This window comes from Scandinavium goeteborgense, from assembly GCF_003935895.2.
GTDB lineage: Bacteria > Pseudomonadota > Gammaproteobacteria > Enterobacterales > Enterobacteriaceae > Scandinavium > Scandinavium goeteborgense.
The window spans coordinates 1786601-1809846 of sequence record NZ_CP054058.1; the positions used below are offsets into that span (position 1 = coordinate 1786601).

At 52.6% G+C, this 23246-nt stretch carries 21 protein-coding genes and 1 pseudogene; 13 read left to right on the top strand and 9 right to left on the bottom strand.

Annotated elements, in window-relative coordinates; all coding sequences use genetic code 11:
- Positions 1–29: 29 nt before the first annotated feature.
- Positions 30–2666: a PqiB family protein gene (locus A8O29_RS09335; protein ID WP_125353815.1), complete on the bottom strand. Its 2637-nt coding sequence runs from the start codon at positions 2664–2666 to the stop codon at positions 30–32.
- Positions 2635–3918 carry a membrane integrity lipid transport subunit YebS gene (yebS, locus tag A8O29_RS09340; protein ID WP_125353816.1) on the bottom strand — a complete coding sequence of 428 codons (1284 nt, stop codon included), beginning with the start codon at positions 3916–3918 and terminating at the stop codon, positions 2635–2637. Before yebS ends, A8O29_RS09335 begins: the two co-directional genes overlap by 32 nt.
- Before the next feature lie 144 nt (positions 3919–4062).
- On the opposite strand from yebS, the gene A8O29_RS09345 reads away from it, so the two are divergent.
- The 4 genes from A8O29_RS09345 to htpX all read left to right on the top strand — a co-directional run bounded on the left by A8O29_RS09345 (position 4063) and on the right by htpX (position 8492).
- Positions 4063–4560, top strand: coding sequence for a GAF domain-containing protein (locus tag A8O29_RS09345; protein ID WP_125353817.1), 498 nt, complete (start codon positions 4063–4065; stop codon positions 4558–4560).
- Positions 4561–4657: 97 nt separating this feature from the next.
- Positions 4658–5350: an RNA chaperone ProQ gene (gene proQ, locus A8O29_RS09350; protein ID WP_125353818.1), complete on the top strand. Its 693-nt coding sequence runs from the start codon at positions 4658–4660 to the stop codon at positions 5348–5350.
- A gap of 19 nt (positions 5351–5369) precedes the next feature.
- Positions 5370–7418 carry a carboxy terminal-processing peptidase gene (prc, locus tag A8O29_RS09355; protein ID WP_125353819.1) on the top strand — a complete coding sequence of 683 codons (2049 nt, stop codon included), beginning with the start codon at positions 5370–5372 and terminating at the stop codon, positions 7416–7418.
- Between the two features lie 192 nt (positions 7419–7610).
- Complete coding sequence (htpX, locus tag A8O29_RS09360) at positions 7611–8492, top strand: protease HtpX (RefSeq protein ID WP_125353820.1); 882 nt, start codon at positions 7611–7613, stop codon at positions 8490–8492.
- A 62-nt stretch (positions 8493–8554) separates the two neighbouring features.
- Here htpX and A8O29_RS09365 read toward each other — a convergent pair whose 3' ends face one another.
- Positions 8555–9928: an MFS transporter gene (locus A8O29_RS09365; RefSeq protein ID WP_159465992.1), complete on the bottom strand. Its 1374-nt coding sequence runs from the start codon at positions 9926–9928 to the stop codon at positions 8555–8557.
- 177 nt (positions 9929–10105) lie between these two features.
- Here A8O29_RS09365 and kdgR point away from each other — a divergent pair, with 177 nt between their 5' ends.
- Both kdgR and A8O29_RS09375 read left to right on the top strand, forming a co-directional pair.
- A complete protein-coding gene (gene kdgR, locus A8O29_RS09370) occupies positions 10106–10897 on the top strand; it encodes a DNA-binding transcriptional regulator KdgR (RefSeq protein WP_110512228.1) in 792 nt (263 codons plus the stop codon).
- 118 nt (positions 10898–11015) lie between these two features.
- Entirely contained in the window at positions 11016–12332 is a 1317-nt protein-coding gene (locus A8O29_RS09375; protein ID WP_174081207.1) for an IS4 family transposase, read from the top strand.
- Between the two features lie 48 nt (positions 12333–12380).
- On the opposite strand, the gene A8O29_RS09380 is transcribed toward A8O29_RS09375, so the two are convergent.
- A complete protein-coding gene (locus A8O29_RS09380; protein ID WP_125355144.1) occupies positions 12381–12620 on the bottom strand; it encodes a YobH family protein in 240 nt (79 codons plus the stop codon).
- Positions 12621–12779: 159 nt separating this feature from the next.
- Here A8O29_RS09380 and mgrB point away from each other — a divergent pair, with 159 nt between their 5' ends.
- From mgrB to rlmA, 6 genes and pseudogenes are all read left to right on the top strand, one after another.
- The gene (gene mgrB, locus A8O29_RS09385) at positions 12780–12926 is read left to right on the top strand and encodes a PhoP/PhoQ regulatory lipoprotein MgrB (RefSeq protein ID WP_125355142.1); all 147 of its coding nucleotides are present in this window, start codon (positions 12780–12782) and stop codon (positions 12924–12926) included.
- 75 nt (positions 12927–13001) lie between these two features.
- Positions 13002–13301 (top strand): YebO family protein, encoded by a 300-nt coding sequence (locus A8O29_RS09390; protein WP_125355141.1) that lies wholly within the window; start codon positions 13002–13004, stop codon positions 13299–13301.
- 607 nt (positions 13302–13908) lie between these two features.
- Positions 13909–14053, top strand: a pseudogene (locus A8O29_RS09395) (DUF2627 domain-containing protein).
- A 12-nt stretch (positions 14054–14065) separates the two neighbouring features.
- Positions 14066–14275, top strand: coding sequence for a transcription antiterminator/RNA stability regulator CspE (cspE, locus tag A8O29_RS09400; RefSeq protein WP_001062678.1), 210 nt, complete (start codon positions 14066–14068; stop codon positions 14273–14275).
- Between the two features lie 202 nt (positions 14276–14477).
- A complete protein-coding gene (ftsI, locus tag A8O29_RS09405; RefSeq protein ID WP_159465994.1) occupies positions 14478–16211 on the top strand; it encodes a peptidoglycan glycosyltransferase FtsI in 1734 nt (577 codons plus the stop codon).
- 62 nt (positions 16212–16273) lie between these two features.
- Positions 16274–17068, top strand: coding sequence for a 23S rRNA (guanine(745)-N(1))-methyltransferase (gene rlmA, locus A8O29_RS09410; RefSeq protein ID WP_125355140.1), 795 nt, complete (start codon positions 16274–16276; stop codon positions 17066–17068).
- Here rlmA and mntP read toward each other — a convergent pair.
- The 5 genes from mntP to manX form a co-directional block, all read right to left on the bottom strand.
- Positions 17065–17631, bottom strand: a complete 567-nt coding sequence (mntP, locus tag A8O29_RS09415; protein ID WP_125355139.1) for a manganese efflux pump MntP — start codon at positions 17629–17631, stop codon at positions 17065–17067. The two genes, rlmA and mntP, sit on opposite strands and share 4 nt — an antisense overlap.
- Positions 17632–18030: 399 nt before the next feature.
- A complete protein-coding gene (locus A8O29_RS09420; protein ID WP_125355138.1) occupies positions 18031–18489 on the bottom strand; it encodes a DUF986 family protein in 459 nt (152 codons plus the stop codon).
- Positions 18490–18552: 63 nt separating this feature from the next.
- Positions 18553–19404 (bottom strand): PTS mannose transporter subunit IID, encoded by an 852-nt coding sequence (locus A8O29_RS09425; protein WP_110512220.1) that lies wholly within the window; start codon positions 19402–19404, stop codon positions 18553–18555.
- A gap of 12 nt (positions 19405–19416) precedes the next feature.
- Positions 19417–20214: a PTS mannose/fructose/sorbose transporter subunit IIC gene (locus A8O29_RS09430; RefSeq protein ID WP_110512219.1), complete on the bottom strand. Its 798-nt coding sequence runs from the start codon at positions 20212–20214 to the stop codon at positions 19417–19419.
- A 59-nt stretch (positions 20215–20273) separates the two neighbouring features.
- A complete protein-coding gene (gene manX, locus A8O29_RS09435; RefSeq protein WP_133460692.1) occupies positions 20274–21242 on the bottom strand; it encodes a PTS mannose transporter subunit IIAB in 969 nt (322 codons plus the stop codon).
- Between the two features lie 439 nt (positions 21243–21681).
- Between manX and yoaE the strand changes: the two genes are divergently transcribed.
- Positions 21682–23244, top strand: a complete 1563-nt coding sequence (yoaE, locus tag A8O29_RS09440; protein ID WP_125355137.1) for a CNNM family cation transport protein YoaE — start codon at positions 21682–21684, stop codon at positions 23242–23244.
- The last annotated feature ends 2 nt before the right edge of the window (positions 23245–23246 follow it).

Sequence of the window (23246 nt, forward strand, 5' to 3'; positions counted from 1 at the left end):
GGCTTCTTACAGCCGGAGTCGCTTCGGGTTTAGCGTGGCAGCGCGGTGCCCCATTCACGCCACTCTTTTGGTTCTGCGTCCTGCAACAGGAAGTGTTTATTTTCCTGCGCTTTCGGCGCGAGCGGGGTGCCTGGCGGCGTGGCAAAGGCTATGCCGCCGCGAATGAACTGATTGAAGGTCCCGGTTTTCACGACGCCGCCGATGATACCGAAATCGAGGCTGTAGCCTGATGCCAGCCAGAATACCGAGTTATTGCGCACCAGATGCTGATAACGCTGGCTGATACGCAGGCCCACCATCACGCGGTCTGAGAGCGAACCCAGATGCAGGCCGGTCACCGTACCCACTTCAATGCCGCGGAACAGAACCGGTGTGCCGATGCTCAGCGATCCGGCTTCCGGCGCTTCGACGATGATGCTCAGGCCGTCGAGGTAACGGGAGTCGGTGATGGTCGCTTCCTGCAACTCAAAATCGCGGCGTGGATTGCTGCCGCGGCCGGGTTCAACGTTAATGTACGGCTGCAGGATGGTATCCAGGTGCTCAACGCCTGCCGCGGATATCTGAGGTGTGACTACCGAGAAGCGGGTGCCGCTACGGGCAAAGGTGTTCACGTATTCCGGATACAGCACCGCTTTCGCCTGCACTTCGTTGCGGGCAGTAATCAGCGTCAGGGTCTGGATCTGGCCGATATCAATGCCCAGATAGCGAATCGGCATCCCTTCGGCAAGCTTCCCGGCATCGAAGGTGTGCAGGGTAATTTGACCACCCACCGCGCGGGCCGCAGTCTCGGAAGGATACAGAATACGTTTATCGCCTTTACGTGCGCCAGCACCTGCGCCGCTCAGATTGTCGAAGCTGATAGCGCCGCGCAGCGCACGGGAGAGTGGGGCGGCCTGAACCGTCAGCCCGCTGCCGTTTAGCTGCACTTTTGCTCCGCCTTCGGCCCAGAACACACTGTTTTGCGTCAGAAGCTTACGGTATTCCGGTTTGACGTGCAGCTCGATATCAAACGCATTCGCGCGTGGGCGAACAGTGATCACTTCCCCGACTTCAAATTTACGGTACAGCACGACAGAACCGGCCTGGACGTCCGGCAAGGTGTCGGCGGTCAGCGTCATCGTTGTCGTTGGCAGTTCGCCCAGACTGTTTTCAATCGCTTTTTCAAGATTGGCAAACAGTGGGTAGTTCTGCTTCATCGGGCCTTTTTCACCCGGTAGAATGCGAATGCCGCCGCTGAGCCATTCGCTGGCGCTGGCACCGAGGAATTCAATACCGTCGAGCCCAACTTTGACGTCCACGCGGCTGTTGACCACGAATTTGCTGTCGCCGTGGACCAGGTCGCGATATTGCGGATCGATGGCGATGGAGAAGGAAACCCCTTTATTGTTCAGCGTGCGTTCAAGCACCTGACCAATTTTAATGCCGTGCAGAATAATGGGCTGCCCGGCCTCGACGCCGTAAGATTCTGGCGCATTCAGGGTGAGCGTGGCAACGCCTGGTTCCTGCAACAGTGTTTTATCGGCAGGGACGACCACGAAATGTTTGCGCGGTTCGCCTTCGCCGGGTACCAGTTCAAAAGTGCTGCCAGTGAGCAAGGCGCTGAGATTGGTATTCTCAAGCGACAGTTTCGGGTTACGTAGCTCGATACGGGTTTTGTCGCGCAGCAAATTCACCACGCTCGGATCGACGGTCATTTCACCGCTCACCGCCCCGCCAGGATTGAGGTCCAGTTTGGTCAGCTGTCCGACTTCCAGGCCCTGATACATCAACGCCGTCGAACCGGCTTTCAGACCCGTGCCGTCCGGCAGGTCCAGTTTGACGATTACCCCACGTTGGCTGTGGGCCAAATCGGCGTACAGTCCAAACTCATCGTTCTGAGTTGCGGTTTTCGAATCTTCCGGTGAGTCAAAAGCAATCGCGCCATTCACCAGCGCCGCCAGGCTTTCAAGCTGGACTTTCGCCCCGCTCAGCCCAACGTCGGCTTTAATACCGGAGACATTCCAGAAACGGCTGCCTTTTTTCACCAGATTGGTAAAGCGGCGGTCGATCAGGATATCAATGGTGACACCCTGCTTATTGGCGTTAATCGCGTAGTCATACACGCGCCCGACCGGGATTTTGCGGAAGTACACCAGCGAGCCGCTATTGAGCGAGCCTAAATCCGGAGCGTGAAGATGGATCATCAGTTCGCCATTGTTCAGGCGATATTTCGGCTGGGTATCCAGTGCGGTAAAGTGATCTTTCTTCTCACCTTTACCGGGCATCATGCCGATATAGTTCCCGCCGACCAGCGCATCCAGACCGGACACGCCTGCCAGCGACGCCTTAGGCGTGACGAGCCAGAACTGCGTTTCTTCCCGCAGCGCATCTTTCATGTCGCCTTTGATGCTGGCTTTGACCTCAATGTGATTGAGATTTTTGGCCAGGCTAATTTCCTGAACGGTTCCCACCTCGACGCCCTGATAACGAACAGGGGTGCGGCCGGGGACAATACCGTCGGCTGAGATGAAATCGATAGTGACCGTTGTGCCACGATCTTCAAAACTGTTCCAGATAAGCCAGCCAGCAATGAGCAGGGCGATTACCGGCAGCAGCCAGAAAGGGGAAATACGGCGTTTTGTTTTAATTCTCGCTTCAGTCGGTGAAGCGGGCGTTTCCTGACTCATGTGCATCCCAAAGTAAGCGGCTGTCCAGCCATTCAACAGCAAGAATAGTCAATATTACCGCAGCACCGAAATAAAACGCAGCGGGTCCCATTGTAAAAGCAAGTAACTGATCGCGATTGATAAGTGACATCATCAGCGAGATGACGAACAAATCGAGCATCGACCAGCGACCAATCCAGGTGACAAAGCGCAACAGAAGTATTCGGGTTCTGAGCCCTTGTTCACATTTGAAGTGAATTGATATCAACAGGGTAAGCATCACCAGCACTTTGGTAAAGGGCACAAGGATACTGGCAATGAAAACCACGGCCGCCACCGGAATGTTGCTGCTGCCGAGCGAGATGATGCCGGAAAGAATGGTGTCTTCCTGACGCGCGCCGTTCACATAAATGATGGAGATAGGCAACAGGTTCGCGGGAAGCAGGAAAATCATCGAGGCAATCAGCGCGGCCCAGCACTTTTGTAGGCTGTTAGCCCGGCGGTGGCGCAGCGGAATATGGCAACGGCGGCAACGCCCGCGGGAATCTGCGAACCCGGTGTGGTGGCAACCCAGACAAACCTGCAAACCCGGGTCCGCTCGTTGGGCAGGGCGCTGCGGGTAAAAGCGGTCCCACAGCTGTTCCACATTGAGGTGGATGAGCGTCAGAATACTCAGCAGCACCAGCGAGATGAATGCTATCAGGCCAACACCCGGCTGGAGAAACGCGTAATCCTGAACCTTAATGGACGCCACACCCACACCAACCAGGTAGATATCGAGCATCACCCATTCTTTGAGTTTTTCGAGCATCAGCAGAACTGGGCGAAGATTCATGCCGAGAATATTACCCAGCCACAAATAGGCGATGGCGATAACCAGTACCAGCGGCGCACCGACGCTGCAAAATAGCACCATCGCGGCAGGGATAGGGTCGCCCTGATCGGTCATCTGCCAGATACCCTGCAACAGGTTGGCGTCGATACGCACGCCGAGCAGATGCAAACGCAACAGCGGTTCGCTCCATGCAAAAGGCATCAGCAGCAGCATGGTCACCGCCATTGCCGCCAGGCGTGTTAAAGACCAGTCGCGCCCGTCACGAATTTTTGCGTCGCAGCGAGGGCAATATGCGCTTTGTGACGCTTTGACCACGGGCAGGGTAAAAAGCGTGTCACACTGCGGACAGCGGTGATACTCCACAGACGTCAGTGGGTTTCCAATCGCATGGACGGTGATTTTTTTGCCCGGCGAGATTTGAGAAGCTCTTAGTGCCATTTATTAGCTTTTGAAATGAATGTATAACTCTATCTTAACCTATGAACGGATTCATCTTGAGCCCGAACGCATTTAATGCTTATTTTATTAGGCTATGCGTCGGCACTGACCGGCTTCGAATTAAGTACAATAAGTGATTGAATAATGAGCGAATCAGAGTTTTACGCGGATCTTAACCGTGATTTTCAGGCATTAATGGCAGGTGAAACCAGTTTTTTAGCCACACTCTCTAATACCAGCGCGCTGTTGTATGAGCGTCTGACCGACGTTAACTGGGCCGGTTTTTATCTGCTCGAGGGCGAAACGCTGGTTCTGGGTCCGTTCCAGGGCAAAATTGCCTGCGTTCGTATCCCGGTCGGTCGTGGCGTTTGCGGCACGGCGGTGTCGGAAAATCGCGTACAGCGTGTGGAAGACGTCCACGCCTTTGCCGGTCATATCGCCTGTGACGCGGCAAGCAACTCCGAAATCGTGCTCCCTCTGGTGGTTAACGGAAAAATTATCGGCGTGCTGGATATCGACAGCCCAGAGTATTCCCGCTTCAGTACTGAAGATGAACAGGGGCTCCGTGAGCTGGTTGATCACCTTGAAAAGCTGCTTGCGGCCACCGATTATCACAAATACTTTCAGCCTGTCGCAGGATAATCAACGGATAACGTAGCATTTACCGATGGCGTCATTATAATGACGCCTGTTCATGCCCGCGGTATGTTGGCTACGTCCGTTGTAATCAGGAAATTTCATGGAAAATCAACCTAAGTTGAATAGCAGTAAAGAAGTTATCGCATTTCTGGCCGAACGATTCCCACAGTGTTTCAGCGCTGAAGGTGAAGCACGCCCACTGAAAATTGGTATTTTTCAGGATCTGGTAACACGCGTTGAGGGTGAAATGAACCTCAGCAAAACCCAGCTTCGTTCCGCCTTACGTCTTTATACGTCCAGCTGGCGCTATCTGTACGGCATCAAAGCGGGTGCAACCCGTGTTGATCTCGACGGAAACCCGTGCGGCGAGCTGGATGAGCAGCATGTGACTCACGCGCGTCAGCAGCTTGAAGAAGCGAAGGCCCGTGTGCAGGCACAGCGTGCAGAACAGCAGGCTAAAAAACGTGAAGCTGCCATTGCGGCAGGTGAGCCGGTTGATGCCCCACGTCGTGAGCGCAAACCGCGTCCAGCTGCCCCACGCAAAGAGGCTGGCGCGAATAAACCGCGTCCAGCTGCTAAACCTGCGGCGGCAAAAGCACCACGTCCAGCACGTGAAGAGCGTCTTACCCCGGTATCTGACATTTCTGAGCTGAGCGTTGGCCAGTCTCTGAAAGTCAAAGCGGGTAACAACGCAATGGACGCCACTGTACTGGAAATCACCAAAGATGGCGTTCGTGTACAGCTGACTTCTGGTATGTCAATGATTGTACGCACAGAACACTTGATGTTCTGAAACGGAGGCCGGGCCTGGCATGAACAATTTTTTTAAGGTCACCGCGCTCGCTGGCATGCTAGTAATGGCAGGCCAGTCGTTCGCTGTGGACGATATTACACGTGCTAACCAGATTCCTGTTCTTAAGGAAGAGGCCCAGCATGCAACGGTAAGCGAGCGTGTCACGTCTCGCTTTACCCGTTCTCATTATCGCCAGTTCGATCTCGACAACGCGTTCTCGGCGAAAATTTTCGACCGCTTCCTTAACCTCCTGGACTACAGCCACAACGTGCTGCTGGCCAGCGATGTTTCCCAGTATGATGCCCGTAAATCGCAGGTCGGTGACGAACTGCGCAGTGGCAAACTGGATGTTTTCTACGATCTTTATAATCTGGCGCAAAAACGCCGCTTTGAGCGCTATCAATACGCGCTCAAAGTGCTAGAGCGTCCGATGGATTTTACCGGCAACGACACCTACAATCTTGACCGCACCAAATCACCGTGGCCAAAAGATGAAGCCGAGCTGAATGCGCTGTGGGATGGCAAAGTCAAATATGACGAACTGAGCCTGAAGCTTGCCGGTAAAGACGAAAAAGAAATTCGTGAAACGCTGACCCGTCGCTACAAGTTCGCGATTCGCCGTCTGGCTCAGACCAACAGCGAAGATGTGTTCTCTCTGGCGATGACCGCGTTTGCGCACGAAATCGATCCGCACACCAACTACCTTTCCCCGCGTAACACCGAACAATTCAATACCGAAATGAGCCTTTCTCTGGAAGGTATCGGTGCGGTGCTGCAAATGGACGACGACTACACCATGATTAATTCCATGGTGGCAGGCGGTCCTGCGGCGAAGAGTAAAGCCATTAGCGTTGGCGATCGTATCGTCGGCGTTGGCCAGACCGGTAAAGGAATGGTTGATGTTATTGGCTGGCGTCTGGATGACGTTGTCGCCTTGATCAAAGGGCCGAAGGGCAGCAAAGTGCGCCTGGAAATTCTGCCTGCCGGTAAAGGTACCAAAACCCGCACCATCACGCTGACTCGCGAGCGCATTCGCCTCGAAGACCGCGCCGTGAAGATGTCGGTGAAAAACGTCGGCAAAGAAAAAGTGGGCGTGCTGGATATCCCTGGTTTCTACGTGGGTCTGACCGATGATGTGAAGGTGCAGCTGCAGAAACTGGAAAAACAAAACGTCACCAGTGTCGTTATCGATCTGCGCAGCAACGGCGGCGGTGCACTGACCGAAGCGGTTTCGCTTTCTGGTCTGTTTATCCCGTCTGGCCCGGTTGTGCAGGTGCGTGATAACAATGGCAAGGTACGCGAAGACAGCGATACCGACGGCGTTGTGTATTACAAAGGCCCTCTGGTGGTGCTGGTAGACCGCTTCAGTGCGTCTGCATCTGAAATCTTCGCGGCGGCTATGCAGGACTACGGTCGTGCGCTGATTGTCGGTGAACCTACCTTTGGTAAAGGCACCGTGCAGCAGTATCGCTCCCTGAACCGCATCTACGATCAGATGCTGCGTCCTGAGTGGCCAGCGCTGGGTTCTGTGCAGTACACCATTCAGAAGTTCTACCGCATCAACGGCGGCAGTACTCAACGTAAAGGTGTGACGCCGGATATCATGATGCCAACTGGCAACGAAGAGACGGAAACCGGCGAGAAGTTTGAAGATAACGCTCTGCCGTGGGACAGCATCAATGCCGCGACCTTCGTCAAAACGGGCGATATGATGCCGTTTGGTCCTGAGCTGTTGAAAGACCACAATGACCGTATCGCAAAAGATCCGGAATTCCAGTACATCGCCAAAGATATTGCCCGTTTCAATGCGCTGAAAGAGCGCCGCAATATCGCCTCACTGAATTACGCACAGCGTGAGAAAGAGAATGAGGAAGATGACGCGACGCGCCTGGCCCGCATCAACGATCGTTATAAACGTGAAGGCAAGCCACCGCTGAAGAAACTGGACGATCTGCCGAAGGATTATCAGGAGCCCGATCCGTATCTGGATGAAACGGTCCATATCGCTAATGACCTGGCGAATATGGAAAAAGACCGGCCCGCGGTAACACCAACCGCCAGCAAATAACCCCCCAACAGGCACAAGAAATTGTGCCTGTTTTTTTTCCTTTCTCAAGCGTGCGTCAGCGAGAGGCAACACAATGTAAAGTTGTGTTTTTCTCGTGACTTAGCGACCTCTGATAGTTGAAAATCAGCGTAAGACCCATACCATATGGGTAATCGCATAGTGCGTTTTGTTACAACGAGGTTAAAGAAAATTATGATGCGAATCGCGCTCTTCCTGATGACCAACCTGGCGGTTATGGTCGTGTTTGGGCTGGTGCTAAGCCTGACAGGAATTCAGTCTAGCAGCATGACAGGCCTGCTTATCATGGCGCTGCTTTTCGGTTTTGGTGGCTCGATTGTGTCGCTATTAATGTCGAAATGGATGGCGCTGAAATCGGTAGGTGGTGAGGTTATTGAACAGCCGCGCAATGAAACTGAGCGCTGGCTGATGAACACCGTCGCACAGCAGTCCCGTCAGGCGGGTATTGCCATGCCGCAGGTTGCGGTCTATCACGCGCCGGATATCAACGCCTTCGCGACCGGTGCACGCCGTGATGCGTCGTTGGTTGCCGTGAGTACTGGCCTGTTGCAGAACATGAGCCGTGACGAGGCCGAAGCCGTCATCGCGCACGAAATCAGCCACATCGCCAACGGTGACATGGTGACCATGACCCTGATTCAGGGCATTGTGAACACCTTTGTTATCTTTATTTCTCGCGTTATCGCGCAAATTGCAGCCGGTTTCCTGGGCGGCAACCGCGATGAAGGTGAAAGCAGCAACGGTAATCCGCTGATTTACTTTGCGGTAGCGACCGTGCTGGAGCTGGTATTTGGTATTCTTGCCAGCATCATCACCATGTGGTTCTCCCGTCATCGTGAGTTCCACGCCGATGCCGGTTCAGCCAAACTGGTGGGCCGCGAGAAAATGATTGCGGCGCTGCAGCGCCTTAAAACCAGTTACGAGCCGCAGGAAGCCAGCAGCATGATGGCGTTTTGTATCAACGGTAAAGCGAAATCCATGAGCGAACTGTTCATGACGCACCCACCGCTGGACAAACGTATCGAAGCGCTGCGCAGCGGCGAGTATCTGAAATAACGAATTCACAGCACGACCCTTAAAGCAAAGCGCCTCTCAGAGGCGCTTTTTTTATGCCCGGATCAGGAGACAGCACGAGGCTGGGTGACGCGAAGGCCACTGATGATGGCGGCGATAACCGCGAGGGATCCTGCCAGTAAAAGTGAAGTGTGTGTCCCGTGCGTACCAAACAGGTTAAACAACAATGCGACTAGCGCCGCACCGGTACTTTGCCCCAGAAGACGGGCCGTACCTAACATTCCGCTGGCGCCACCGCTACGGTTACGCGGTGCAGACGACACAATGGTGTGGTTGTTTGGCGACTGGAACAAACCAAAACCGGCACCGCACAGCATCATGCGCCAGACAATGTCGATGTCCTGTGGCGAGGAAGGCAGCAGCGCTAACGCGAACAGACCGCATGCCATCACCGCCAGGCCCAGAGCACCAAGAAAACCGGCGTGGACTTTTTCGATGAGATAGCCCGCAATCGGAGCCATCACCATGGTAGCCAATGGCCACGGCGTGAGCAGCAGACCGGTTTCAACTTCACTGCGTCCCATCACCGATTGCAGGAAGAAGGGCAGTGAGACCATGGCCAGCATTTGGGCGCAGAAGGAACAAATCGATGTACAGATAGACAGCGAAAAGAGCGGAATACGCAGCAAATCGACCGGCAGCAGCGGAACCGGCAGCTTCAGCTGGCGACGAACAAAGAAAAAGCCGATGACCAACATCGCCACCACTTCACAGAGCACCAGTTGCAGAGACTGCCCTTGAGCAAAGCTGCTGAGTGCGGTTATCAATAAACCGAAGGTTAAGGCATTCATGACCGCACTTGGCAGATCGAAACGCGACGCCTGGCTGCGGGCCCCATTAGGCGGCAGATAGCGCATGGCTAAAACGAACGCCACGATCCCGAGCGGGACGTTAATCAGGAACAGCCACTGCCAGGATGCCACGGATAAAATGGCGGCGGCGATAGTCGGCCCGGCGGCAGAGGATACGGCCACGATAAACGAGTTGATCCCCATCCCGCGACCAAGAAAACGCTGCGGATAAATGAGACGTATCAAAGCCGTGTTGACGCTCATTAGCGCCGCGCCCCCCAGGCCCTGCGCCACGCGGGCCAGCGTCAGCATTTCCAGCGAGTGTGAGAGCGCGCAAATCAGCGATGTACAGGTGAAGACCACCAGGCCGCATTTATAAATTCGTCGATAGCCGAACATGTCGCCAAGAAAGGCCAGGGTCAGTAGCGAGATAACAATCGCGATTTGGTAGGCATTAACTATCCAGATAGACGCGGCGGGGGAGGCGTTAAGGTCGGAAGCAATAGTGGGAAGCGCAACGTTGGCAATGGCGCCATCAAGTACGGCCATCGAAATACCAAGGACGATCGTCAGAATGGCACCATAGCGTTGCGGCAATGGCAAACCATCAGGAGCTGTTTTTTCCATGAGAAAAGTATGTCTTTAATGAAATCATTATGCAGGTAATGATTTTAGCATTGATTATTCGGCAGTATGTCGCAGATTTGTAACGAAGATGCAGAAGAGTGATTGCGGCGGAAGGCGCGCGAAATTATAATAAAAAACAGTTCTGAATTTTATAAAACAGTCGCGATGAGGTGATAAATGGCAGTTGCAGATTTGGATAAACAGCCAGATTCTGTCTCTTCGGTGTTGAAGGTTTTTGGCATTTTGCAGGCGCTTGGCGAAGAGCGTGAGATAGGAATTACTGAGCTTTCACAGCGCGTGATGATGTCAAAAAGCACGGTTTATCGCTTTTTACAGACCATGAAATCGTTGGGCTACGTGGCACAGGAAGGCGAATCAGAGAAATACTCTCTGACGCTGAAGCTGTTTGAGCTGGGCGCTCGTTCACTGCAAAACATCGATCTTATTCGCAGTGCAGATATCCAGATGCGTGAACTTTCTCGTCTGACGAAAGAAACCATTCACCTGGGCGCGTTGGATGAAGACAGCATCGTCTACATCCATAAAATTGACTCAATGTATAACCTGCGTATGTACTCGCGCATCGGCCGTCGCAATCCGCTGTACAGCACGGCGATTGGTAAAGTGCTGCTGGCATGGCGTGATCGTGAGGAAGTTAAACAGATCCTCGAGCACGTTGAGTATAAGCGCAGCACCGAGCGGACTATCGCCGATACCGACGAGCTGCTTCCGCTGCTGGATGTGGTGCGTGAACAGGGTTATGGCGAAGACAATGAAGAGCAGGAAGAAGGTCTGCGTTGCATCGGCGTGCCGGTGTTTGACCGCTTCGGCGTGGTGATTGCGGGACTGAGTATTTCCTTCCCGACTCTGCGTTTCTCTGAAGAGCGTTTGCACGAGTACGTCAGCATGCTGCATACGGCGGCACGTAAAATTTCTGAGCAGATGGGTTACAACGACTATCCGTTCTGAGATACGTTGCCATAAAAAAACGCCGCAATCAGCGTAATGCCGATCAGTTAAGGATCGGTTGACCGATCCGGTGGTTGTGCAAGAATCCGTAATCTCTCCAGGGATTACGGATTTTTTTATGTTACTCAGCCAGGCCTTAGATACCGTCCATAAATTTTCTCCGCAGGAGTTTGCTGCCCTTGCAGACCTGCTTTCTCCTGAACTGATTGATGAATGCCTGGCTGACACCGGCGTCGTCACTCTGCGTAAGCGTCGCCTCTCCATGGAGATGATGGTCTGGGCGGTTACCGGCATGGCCCTGTTCCGCTCCCACTCCATGACCCAGCTGGTCTCACATATGGACATTCTTCTGCCGGGTAACCGGCCCTTCGTTGCACCCAGTGCCGTTGTTCAGGCCCGCCAGCGGCTCGGCGAGGATGTCATCCGTCTGATGTTCGAAAAAACACGTCAGCTCTGGTTTGAAAAAACACCCCTGTCTCACTGGAACGGCCTGACGCTAATGGCCGTGGACGGTACGTTGTGGCGTGCACCTGATACCCCAGAAAATGACGCAGCCTTCGGCCGTACTGCCAATGTGAACAAGCAGTCCGAATGGCCACAACTGCGCATGGTCTGCCAGATGGAAGTCACCAGCCATCTGCTGTCTGCGGTGGCCTTCGACAGCGTCTCTGAAACCGGTGAAACTGACCTTGCGGCACAGCTTATTGACCGGACGCCGGACCACTCACTGACCATCATGGATAAGGGCTTCTATGCCCTGGGCCTGCTGCATCGCTGGCAGTCATCAGGCACGGAAAGGCACTGGATGCTGCCCTTACGCAAAGGCGCGCAGTATGAGGAGGTGAGAAACCTGGGCGCAGGGCAGAAACTGGTGAGAATAACGCTGTCGCCGCAGGCGAAAAAGAAATGGCAGGATGCACCGGAAACCCTGACAGCAAGACTGGTCAGCAAGGAAGTGAACGGCAAGACGGTGCAGATACTGACGTCGATGTGCGACCCGCTCAGATACCCGAAAGCCGATATCGTGGACCTTTACAGCCAGCGGTGGGAGATAGAGCACGGGTTCAGGGAGATGAAGCAGCATCTGCTGAATAATGAACTGACGCTGCGGAGTAAAAAGCCTGCGCTGGTGCGTCAGGAGCTGTGGGGCGTGGTGCTGGCGTATAATCTGTTGCGCTTCATGATGGGGCAGATGGCGTACAGTCTGAAAGGCGTGGAGCCATATCAGATGGGCTTTAAACAGTCAGCGTTATATCTGTGCAGCCACCTGCGTTTACTGCCGGGAGTGGCGCCGGGGAAACTCCCCAAGGTCATGGCCGAAATACTGAGTATGGCCTCAAGCTTCGTGCTACCAGGGCGAAGAGCACGGCATTACCCGAGAGCTGTAAAAAAGAGGCCGCAACGTTATCCGTTGCGGCCTCCTTCAAAAGCTTAACTGACAAGCATTACGCAATCAGCGGCGTTTTTTGTTTGTGGTGTCCGATTATCCCTTATCGACAACCGTTGTGCTTTTGCGCAGAAGAGGGCAGTCAGTAATGCCGATAATCCCGCTGTCAGTGTGAACATATTGCGCCGTGCTGGTACCCCGCGCGGTGAGGTATTTACACTGTAATCCTAATCCGCCTACGTTTTCAGTGCTGCCCATCAGCACACCGTAGCCGGTTGAAAGCAAAGCAATCCAAATAATCGCCAGTACAATAATTGCACGAATTGTAAAACGCATCATATGCCTCGTTATTAGTTCTTCCTGTACAATAGAGTAGTTCGTTCACGGACTGAAACAAGTCGATGATTCCTAAAATGAAGAGACTCCATTACAGTTAGCCGCGGTTTAAGGTTAGCGTGCTAATCTGTTAACAAATAGAGTTACCCGGAGAGTGGAGTGAAAAAGTTACGGTGGGTCATCCTGGCGGTTATCTTTCTGATTGCCTGTCTATTACTGTGGACTCAGATGATTAACGTGTTGTGCGATCAGGATGTGCAGTTTTTCAGCGGTATTTGCACCATCAATAAATTCATTCCCTGGTAAAAGTTTTTCTCTTAGGAGGTTTCCTTCCTCATGCCGTCGAGTGGTAGAATGACGGCTCCAATTTGAGGTGGTGAAATGGTTGATTTAATGAATTCCGGAATGCTGAATTTGGCCTCCCTGGCAGTCTCCCTGCTGGTTCTGGTCATCGGGCTGGCCCTGTGGTTTTTCGTTAACCGCGCCAGTTCCAGGGCAAACGAACAGATAGAACTTCTGGAAGCGCTGCTGGATCAGCAAAAGCGTCAAAACGCATTACTGCGTCGCCTGTGTGAAGCAAATGAACCGGAGAAAGAAACGCCGGTGAAACCTGCAGAACAAGTCCAGGCAGAGCCGCAGGACAGCGATGATGATTTTATCCGTCTGGTGGCGGAACGCTGATAGACTTCCCGGTGGTTGAACAGATTGACTGCCGGGATGCTCAATTCGTAATGCATTGCTATAACTTATTATTATGCTTTATCACTTTTCGAACTTAATCTCTTCTTGCTATTTGTCCGAGCCCCCTTCAAAAATTTTAATTCTTTTATGTGATCCGTTAAGAACGGTATCCACAATTCATCGAAACGTTTTTATTGCCCCACCGTGAAGCACTGTCATCAAATTTTCATTATTAAGGTGCAGCATCAATAATATTTAATATTGATAATGAATCTGCGTTTTATAAGTGAGGGTGGCCATAATAGAAGCATATTTATGCACAAAATTGTCTAACTATAGGAAAATGTTGCGTATGCATGCTGGCAGCCTGGCAGAAGTAAACACGTTGAGCTATGGTAAAAAAGTCGTAAAAATATGCAGTCCTGACGGGCCTGTAGCGGTTGTGTCGTTGGTCGGATTAGTGATAAAAGTTCGCATAATTGTGCAGATGATCGTCGCTTAATGCGATGTTATGTGCGACCGATCGAGACATGTTTAAAAATGGCTTGCCATTATTTACGTAGTATGTGATAACACGTTTTGAGTTAAACGAGGTACAGTTCTGTCTATGTGTGGCATTTTCAGTAAAGAAGTCCTGAGTAAACACGTTGTCGTTGAATACCGCTTCTCTGCCGAACCTTATATTAGTGCCTCATGCAGTAATGTCTCAGTTTTAGCTATGTAAGTGCCCTCGGGCGAAGAAAACACTCTAAGGAATTTTGCAAATGGCAAAGATTAAAGGTCAAGTTAAGTGGTTCAACGAGTCTAAAGGTTTTGGCTTCATTACTCCTGCAGACGGCAGCAAAGATGTATTCGTACATTTCTCTGCAATCCAGGGTAACGGCTTCAAAACTCTGGCTGAAGGCCAGAACGTTGAGTTCGAAATTCAGGACGGCCAGAAAGGCCCAGCTGCAGTTAACGTAACTGCTATCTGATTCGAAAACACTGATCTCATTTGACATCAGCCATAAAGCCTCGCATTAGCGGGGCTTTTTACATTTGTTTCTGATTATGTCCGTCAGCCCCCTACAGTCGCGCTTTGTTGCAAAACCACATCGTTATTAGCATTGTTTATCGCTCATCCCGACCCCTTTTCACGTTAAATCATTGGGTTGTAAATCATAATCGGGAGCCGGAGTGCAAAACCATCGCCGTCACTTCACCCCAGTCCGTTTTGGCCTGGTGTGTTTAGGTATTTGTTGTTGTCTGGGGCTGTTGTTGGCCCGCGTAGGTTGGCTACAAATAATTTCGCCAGATAATCTGGTAAAACAAGAAGATATGCGTTCCTTACGCGAAGAGCCCATCGATGTTCCTCGTGGGATGATCATCGATAGAGAAGGGCGTCCGTTGGCGGTGAGCGTACCCGTCAGCGCAATCTGGGTTGATCCACAAACGCTGCTTTCGAAAGGTGGCGTTGGCTATAGTGCGCGCTGGCAGGCATTGGCCAAGGCATTGAACACCTCATTGTCTGACCTGACCTCGAAAATCACTCAGCATCCGCATTCCCGTTTCCTTTATCTTGCGCGTCAGGTCGATCCCCAGCAGGCAGCCTGGATTGATAAACTGCATCTGCCAGGCATTAATCTTCGCGAAGAGTCACGCCGTTTTTATCCGGCCGGTCACGTTGCTGCCAACCTTATCGGCTTCACCAACATTGATGACCAGGGCATTGAAGGCGTTGAGAAAAGTTTTAACGCGCAAATGCAGGGCAAACCGGGCTTGCGTCTGGTGCGAAAAGACCGTCACGGAAACGTGATTGAAAACCTGACCGAACAGGCCGCGGTGCCAGCGCATAATCTGCAACTCAGCATCGATGAGCGTCTGCAGACGGTCACTGAAGATGCGCTGGACAACGCCGTTCGCTGGAATAAGGCCGAGTCCGGCGCGTCTGTGCTGATTCGAATTGATACCGGTGAAATTTTGTCGATGGCAAGCTATCCGGACTTCAACCCGAATAACCGTGAAAAAGCCACACTGGACGACTTCCGAAACCGCGCGATCAGCGATACCTTCGAGCCGGGCTCCACGGTTAAACCTCTGGTGATCATGACCGCATTGCAGCAAGGCATTGTCCGCCCTGACAGCGTGGTCGACACCCATCCGTACACGCTGGATGGTCACCGCATTCGTGACGTGGGCTACTATCCTGAGCTGAGCCTCACCGGTATTCTGCAAAAATCGAGTGATACCGGCGTGTCGCATCTTTCACTGGCGATGCCGATTCAGCGTCTGCTTGATACCTACAAAGGCTTTGGTTTCGGCCAACCGACTGGCTTGGGTTTGACCGGTGAAAGCCAGGGTTTTCTGCCGAAACGTCGTGCCTGGGGAAAGCTCGACAGGGCGACCTTCTCATTCGGTTACGGTCTGATGATCACGCCGCTTCAGTTGGCGCACGTTTACGCGACGATCGGTGGCTTCGGGATCTCTCGCCCCTTGTCTATTACACGTATCGATCCACCGGTGATGGGCCATCGGGTAATGTCTGATGTCATTGTGCATCAGGTCGAGCACATGATGGAAAGCGTCGCGCTGCCTGGCGGCGGCGGGATCAAAGCTGCGGTTAATGACTATCGCGTGGCAGTGAAAACCGGGACGGCGAAAAAAATTGGTCCTGATGGCAAATATATCGACAAATATATTGCCTACACTGCAGGTGTCGCCCCGGCCAGTAATCCAAAATATGCGCTGGTGGTGGTGATAAATGATCCTGAAAACGGCAAATACTACGGTGGTGCGGTTGCCGCGCCGGTATTCAGCCAAATTATGGGTGACGTTTTGCGTCTCGAAAACGTGATGCCGGACGGTCTCGCTCCGGGCTCGCCGAACTTAATCGTCACGCATCACAAAGACACATTCACTCCCGCGCGGTAATCCATTCACCTGAAGGGCGAATAGCGTTACACTTTCGCCCTTTCAATGATATCGGAGTCATCATGTCCTGGAGTTGTCCTCTCTGTCATGCGCCGCTTGAGCGCCACAACAACAGCTACATTTGCCCGCAGCGCCACCAGTTCGATCTGGCGAAAGAAGGGTACATTAATCTGTTGCCGGTGCAGCACAAGCGGTCGCGCGATCCGGGTGACAGCGCGGAAATGATGCAGGCACGTCGCGCCTTTCTTGATGCGGGGCATTATCAGCCGCTACGCGATACCATCTGCGACATCCTCCAGCAGACGGCCCCGAAAAATATCCTCGATATTGGCTGTGGCGAAGGTTATTACACCCACGCTTTTGCGGCGCTCGCCGAACACACCTGGGGCCTGGACGTCTCCAAAACCGCCGTGCGTTATGGCGCGAAGCGTTATTCGCAGGTGGAATTTTGCGTGGCTTCCAGCCAGCGTCTGCCTTTTAGCGATGCCTGTATGGACGCGGTCGTGCGAATTTACGCTCCGTGTAACCCGCAGGAGCTGGAAAGAGTCGTCAAGCCGGGGGGCGTGGTGATCACCGCGACGCCAGGGCCACGACATTTGATGGAGCTGAAAGGGCTTATCTACGACGAAATTCGTCTGCATGAGGCGAACAGCGAAGCGTTACCGGGCTTTGAGAAAGTGGAGCAAAAGCAGCTGGCGTATCCGATGACATTGTCGGGAAGTGAAGCCGTGGCGCTGCTGCAAATGACGCCATTTGCCTGGCGCGCAAAACCGGAAGTGTGGGAAAAACTGGCAGGATTTGAAACTTTTGACTGCCAGACCGATTTCCTTATTCAGGTCTGGCAGCGGAACAATTAACCGGCGAAGTGGCTCCAGAGGATCTGGACGCCAATTCCTATCAGCACAATACCGCCGAGCATCTCGGCGCGTTTGCCCAACAGTGGCCCAATAAAGCGGCCGACCATCATCCCAATCGTCGTCATTACAAGCGTTGCGCAGCCAATGGCCAACGCAGTGTAAATGATATTCACCTGTAAGAAGGCAAGACCCACACCTACTGCCATCGCATCAAGGCTAGTGGCAATGGCAGTCGTCACCAGCAGCCAGAAACCGTGGCGATTTGGGGCTTTTTCTTCACCTTCTTCATTCCCGCGCCAGCCTTCAATCAGCATACGTCCGCCAAGGAAGACTAACAGTACGAAGGCAATCCAGTGGTTCCATTCCAGCACGAACTGGCTGGCGAGCATGCCCATCCCCCAACCGATAAGCGGGGTGATCGCTTCAACGCAGCCAAAAATGAGACCGGTACGCAGTGCTTCAGAGAATTTTGGTTTGTGCAGGGATGCACCTTTGCTTATCGAGACGGCAAATGCGTCCATCGACATACCAAAGGCGAGTAGGATAGTGGCTGAGAGATTCATCGCTTGTCCTGACCGGGGTAATATCCATATGACATACCGCTGCCCCCAGTAAACATACGTCATTCCAACGTATAGCAGTGATATGTCTATGGTCTCGCCTGTTCATCATGCTGATAAACCGTACGCACCACGTTTTGCAACGAGTATGTTGACACGTACATTTCCGGGAAAGGAAATCGGCTACTCCCCAACGACGGGCGCAACCTTAACATAATTTGAGAAAATAAAACAATAACAAAAAACGGGTATATCAACCACTAATTGATAACGATTTTCATTTGGATTAAGGGGTGATAAAAACGTTAATAAATATGAGGTAAAAATCGGGTGAATATAGCCAGTGCTATAAAATCATTTGTCTAAAATAACTTCATATATAGCAATGGCTATAATTGTAACTCATTGAGAAGACGAAACAAGTTTGTAGATTCTCTCAAGATCGTCGATATTTCGTACGCGTACAAGAAGGCGACGTTTTTCTAATTGCATTACCAGTACACCGTCTTCAGATAAATTCATTTCTTTAATACGGGGCCAGGCAATCCACACATTGGTGAAGAAAAAGCCTTCTGGTTTAAAAATAATTTTTGGGGTTCGGATCCAGAACAGATATAAGCCCATTAGCGCCAGCGCACATAATAACCATGTGGTTATTAATTGGCCGTTGGCATTAACGTTTTGATAAATAAGAATCGCCACCAGTCCGACAAAGATTATCCCATCGACACGACCACGGCGGAGCAGGGGGATAGCAAGCAGCACGGGGCCGTTCAGGTGCGGCATGATGAATTGATCGTAAATCGCGTAGGCTAGCAGGGCCACAATGAACAGCACCAGCACCCAATCCGTGATAGCCATTAAACCTCCAGAAATAAAAACCGGGGGCAAGCCCCCGGCGTCATACGAGTGTTAATCGTGTAATTACAGGCCCAGCAGGCCAACCGCATAACCGGCGATACCGATGACGAAGAAGCCAACGATGATCCACAGCGGGTTAACTTTCTTACGCAGCAGCCACATACAGGCGAAGGTCAACAGCAGTGGCACCAGACCTGGCATCAGCTGGTCAAGGATAGTCTGCACGGTGGTCACGTGAACCTGACCGTCGGAACCGGTGATTTTCGACACCACCAACGGAATGTTCACGTGCGTCCACTTGTTAACCAGGGCCCCCATGACAAACAGGCCGAGGATTGACGCCCCCTCAGTCAGTTTCTGCAGGAAGCCGCCGCCCATGTCCTTAACGATGTCCACACCTTTGCGGTAACCGTAAGCGACGCCGTAGTAACGGGTTGCCAGACGCACGGCGTTGAACAGGATGAAGAACAGCAGTGGGCCGAGCAGGCTACCGCTCATCGCGATACCAGCGCCGAGAGCGGCAAATACTGGACGTACGGTACCCCAGAAAATGGGGTCACCCACACCGGCCAGCGGACCCATCAGACCGACTTTGATACCGTTGATGGCACCATCGTCAATCTCTGCGCCGTTAGCACGCTGCTCTTCCATCGCCAACGTTACGCCGAGAACTGGCGCCGCAACGTACGGATGGGTGTTGAAGAATTCCAGGTGACGTTTAATCGCCTGGCGGCGTGCCTCGTTGTTTTCCGGATACAGGCGTCTAATTGCCGGCACCATAGAGAAGCAGAAGCCCAGCGCCTGCATACGTTCGAAGTTCCATGAACCCTGGAACAGGTTAGAACGCAGGAATACGGCACGGATGTCGCTCTGAGTGAGTTTTTTCTCTTGAGTTGTTTTTGTAATATCAACCATTTCGCTCACCTGTTAGTCCAGTTGGTTATCGAGATCGTTGTTAGCAGCCTGTACCTGGCCACCCGCAACACGATTGTATTTAGGGCTCAGCTGGATATACAGAATTGCCATAACTGCACCAATCACACCCAGGGCGACCAGGTTGAAGTTGGTGAATGCTGCGGTAACGAAGCCAAGGTAGAAGAATGGCATCAGGTAGCCAGCACGCATCATGTTGATAACCATTGCGTAACCCACAACCACGATCATGCCGCCTGCGATATTCAGACCGCCGGTCACCACTTCAGGGATAGCGTTCAGCATGCTCTGTACTTCGCTGGTGCCGACAGAGATAGCCACGATAACCGCTGGGATTGCGATACGCATTGCTTGCAGGAACAGTGAAGAAACGTGCAGCCAGGAGAGCGCCGTCAGGTTGCCCGTATCGGCCGCCTTATCCGCCGCGTGCTGGAATGCCACGGTGATAGTACGAACGATGATGGTCAGAACCTGGCCTGCTGCTGCCAGCGGGATTGCCAGTGCGATACCGGCACCGATGCTTTGATGGCCCGCGATAACCAGAACGGTAGAAATGATGGATGCCAGTGCCGCATCAGGTGCAACGGCTGCACCGATGTTCATCCAGCCCAGGGCGATCATTTCCAGGGTACCACCGATGATAATACCGGTTTTCATGTCGCCAAGGACTGCACCAATCAGGGTACAAGCCACCAGCGGACGGTGGAACTGAAATTCATCGAGTACGGATTCCATACCCGCAATACACGCGACGATGAACACCAGCACAATCTGAAGAGTGGTAATCTCCATTGTACTTCTCCTATAACATAAGCCTTAAGTGTGAAAATTCAGTAAGCAGCAGGGTGGGGTTATTTCCCGACTTTGCTGATCAAATCCATCATTTTCAGTCTCTGGTCGGTAGAAACTTTACGTGCTTCCAGTTCAATACCGCGTGCATTCAATTTTTTGAAGGCTTCGATATCTTTTTCGTCGACTGAAATCGCGTTGTTTACCTGGGTCTTACCCTGACGGAAGGCCATACCACCGATATTTACCGTGGTAATTTTCACGCCTTGTTCAACGATACGTTCAACGTCCGTTGGGTTGGTAAACAGCAGCATCACACGGTCACCCGCATATTGCGGGTTGTTGTAAACGCGGATCATTTTGGCCACATCAACAACGTGTGCGGTAACCCCTGGAGGCGCAACCTGAGTCAGCAGAGTTTTACGGACGGTATCTGCTGCGACTTCATCACTGACGACGATAATGCGGGTAACGTTGGTTTCTTTCGTCCAGCGAGTCGCGACCTGGCCGTGAATCAGACGGTCATCGATACGCGCCAGGCCGATAACCATATAGTCATTCGGGCCCATTGGTTTTGCTGGAACGTTGGCTTTCGGTGCTGCGGCCACAGCAGCCGGAGCGGCTTTTTCAACAGGTTTCGCTTTCAGCGCTTTCACGCCTTCACGACCAGTCTCAACGGCCACTGCGACCAGTTCGTCAAAGCTCGGGTTGTCGTCGCGACCCATGAAGGTCTCGACCAGCATCGGAACGTTAACGCCGGCGATAACTTCATAATTCTCTTTATCGACGACAATGCGGCTGGCAGCGTTGAACGGGCTACCACCCCATGTATCGACGAGAAAGAGCACACCTTGAGTGGTGTCCAGTTTCGCAAGCTGTGCGTTGTATTTTTCGATAAGTGTTTCTGCATTCTCGCCTGGCACGAAATCGATCCAGCCGACGTTTTCCTGCTCGCCCAACAGCATTTCTGCTGTTTTCAGCAGCTGTTCTGCAGCCCAACCATGTGTGCCTATTACAATAGCAATCGTCACTTGCTACCTCCTTTATTATCGTTACGACAAGACCACTGCCGTTTTATGAACCGTCGATTTTCACCGAATCGATTCAGATAGGGGTTAGAGTTAAAATTCTAATAACTTCCGTGAATTATTTTAGATAGTGAAAAAATAATTAATGTGATGAAGATCCGTAATTTACTCATCCACACGGAATAATTTTGGAGCGCAAAAAATCATCGAAAAAGTGCAAAGAGACGTAAATTTTTGCCAGATCCCATTTGCGTCTGATATGTTTATTTCCCGTTTAATTACTCAGGAGTATAGGGCATAGCCCAAGTATGGACCGTCACCGACGTCAGTTCACCCCCTGGCACTTTGCTGCCGCCACTTCCCCACTTTTTTATCACCCCGAGATAGTCTCGCCCGTCTTTGACATGGCGATGACAGACTGTGCCGTTTGCAGGAGCTGTGCATGGAACTCTTAATGGATCCTTCGATTTGGGTCGGCTTGCTGACGCTTGTTGTGCTCGAAATTGTTCTCGGTATTGATAACCTGGTGTTCATCGCCATCCTCGCCGATAAACTGCCGCCAAAACAACGTGATAAAGCACGTCTGATTGGCCTGTCGCTGGCGCTGTTTATGCGTCTGGGACTGCTGTCGGTTATCTCGTGGATGGTGACGCTGACTCAGCCGTTGTTCAGCGTAATGGACTATGCCTTCTCCGGACGTGATTTGATCATGCTGCTGGGGGGGATCTTCCTGCTGTTCAAAGCGACGACCGAACTGCATGAGCGGCTTGAAAACCGCCAGCATGATGACGGTCACGGGAAAGGCTATGCCAGCTTCTGGGTCGTAGTGCTGCAAATTGTGGTGCTGGACGCCGTGTTCTCCCTCGATGCGGTGATTACCGCCGTGGGCATGGTGAACCATCTGCCGGTGATGATGGCCGCAGTGGTGATTGCGATGGCGGTGATGTTACTGGCGTCGAAGCCGTTGACCAACTTCGTCAACCAGCATCCGACGGTGGTGGTACTGTGTCTGAGCTTCTTGCTGATGATTGGCCTGAGCCTCGTCGCAGAAGGTTTCGGCTTCCATATTCCTAAAGGCTACCTGTACGCCGCAATTGGCTTCTCGATCATCATCGAGCTGTTTAACCAGATTGCCCGTCGCAACTTCATTCGCCATCAGTCTAATGTGCCGCTGCGCGCCCGTACCGCCGATGCGATCCTGCGTCTGATGGGCGGCCGCAAGCAGAACGTGGTTCAGCACGATGCTGAAAACCCGGTTGCCGTTCCGGTACCCGAAGGCGCGTTTGCGGATGAAGAACGCTATATGATCAACGGCGTGCTGACCCTGGCATCGCGTTCATTACGCAGCATCATGACCCCGCGCGGCGAAATCAGCTGGGTGGACGCTAACCTCAGCGTGGATGAAATCCGCCAGCAGCTGCTGTCATCGCCGCACAGCTTGTTCCCGGTGTGTCGCGGAGAGCTGGATGAAATTATCGGTATCGTGCGCGCCAAAGAGATGCTGGTGGCGCTGGAATCCGGTGAGGACGTGGCCGCGATGGCGTCGGCTTCCCCTGCGATTGTAGTGCCAGAAACGCTGGACCCCATCAATCTGCTGGGTGTGCTGCGTCGCGCGCGCGGCAGCTTCGTCATCGTGACCAACGAGTTTGGTATGGTGCAGGGCCTGGTGACGCCATTGGACGTCCTGGAAGCGATTGCAGGTGAGTTCCCGGATGCCGATGAAACGCCGGAAATCATTGCCGATGGTGATGGTTGGCTGGTAAAAGGTTCCACCGATCTGCATGCTCTCCAGCAGGCGCTGGGCATGGAAAGTCTTCTGATCGGTAATGACGATGATATTGCCACTGTGGCCGGACTGGTGATTGCGGTTAACGGACATATCCCGCGGGCCGGTGACGTTCTGCATGTTCAGCCGCTGGACATCACTATCGTCGAAGCCAATGCGTATCGCGTGGACCTGGTTCGGGTCGTGAAACAACCTTCGCTTAACGACGAAGACCAATAATC

Coding starts and splice junctions, on each gene's coding strand:
- A8O29_RS09335 (WP_125353815.1), bottom strand. CDS start 2,666: ATGAGTCAGGAAACGCCCGCTTCACCGACTGAAGCGAGAATTAAAACA.
- yebS (WP_125353816.1), bottom strand. CDS start 3,918: ATGGCACTAAGAGCTTCTCAAATCTCGCCGGGCAAAAAAATCACCGTC.
- A8O29_RS09345 (WP_125353817.1), top strand. CDS start 4,063: ATGAGCGAATCAGAGTTTTACGCGGATCTTAACCGTGATTTTCAGGCA.
- proQ (WP_125353818.1), top strand. CDS start 4,658: ATGGAAAATCAACCTAAGTTGAATAGCAGTAAAGAAGTTATCGCATTT.
- prc (WP_125353819.1), top strand. CDS start 5,370: ATGAACAATTTTTTTAAGGTCACCGCGCTCGCTGGCATGCTAGTAATG.
- htpX (WP_125353820.1), top strand. CDS start 7,611: ATGATGCGAATCGCGCTCTTCCTGATGACCAACCTGGCGGTTATGGTC.
- A8O29_RS09365 (WP_159465992.1), bottom strand. CDS start 9,928: ATGGAAAAAACAGCTCCTGATGGTTTGCCATTGCCGCAACGCTATGGT.
- kdgR (WP_110512228.1), top strand. CDS start 10,106: ATGGCAGTTGCAGATTTGGATAAACAGCCAGATTCTGTCTCTTCGGTG.
- A8O29_RS09375 (WP_174081207.1), top strand. CDS start 11,016: ATGTTACTCAGCCAGGCCTTAGATACCGTCCATAAATTTTCTCCGCAG.
- A8O29_RS09380 (WP_125355144.1), bottom strand. CDS start 12,620: ATGCGTTTTACAATTCGTGCAATTATTGTACTGGCGATTATTTGGATT.
- A8O29_RS09390 (WP_125355141.1), top strand. CDS start 13,002: ATGGTTGATTTAATGAATTCCGGAATGCTGAATTTGGCCTCCCTGGCA.
- cspE (WP_001062678.1), top strand. CDS start 14,066: ATGGCAAAGATTAAAGGTCAAGTTAAGTGGTTCAACGAGTCTAAAGGT.
- rlmA (WP_125355140.1), top strand. CDS start 16,274: ATGTCCTGGAGTTGTCCTCTCTGTCATGCGCCGCTTGAGCGCCACAAC.
- mntP (WP_125355139.1), bottom strand. CDS start 17,631: ATGAATCTCTCAGCCACTATCCTACTCGCCTTTGGTATGTCGATGGAC.
- A8O29_RS09420 (WP_125355138.1), bottom strand. CDS start 18,489: ATGGCTATCACGGATTGGGTGCTGGTGCTGTTCATTGTGGCCCTGCTA.
- A8O29_RS09425 (WP_110512220.1), bottom strand. CDS start 19,404: ATGGTTGATATTACAAAAACAACTCAAGAGAAAAAACTCACTCAGAGC.
- A8O29_RS09430 (WP_110512219.1), bottom strand. CDS start 20,214: ATGGAGATTACCACTCTTCAGATTGTGCTGGTGTTCATCGTCGCGTGT.
- yoaE (WP_125355137.1), top strand. CDS start 21,682: ATGGAACTCTTAATGGATCCTTCGATTTGGGTCGGCTTGCTGACGCTT.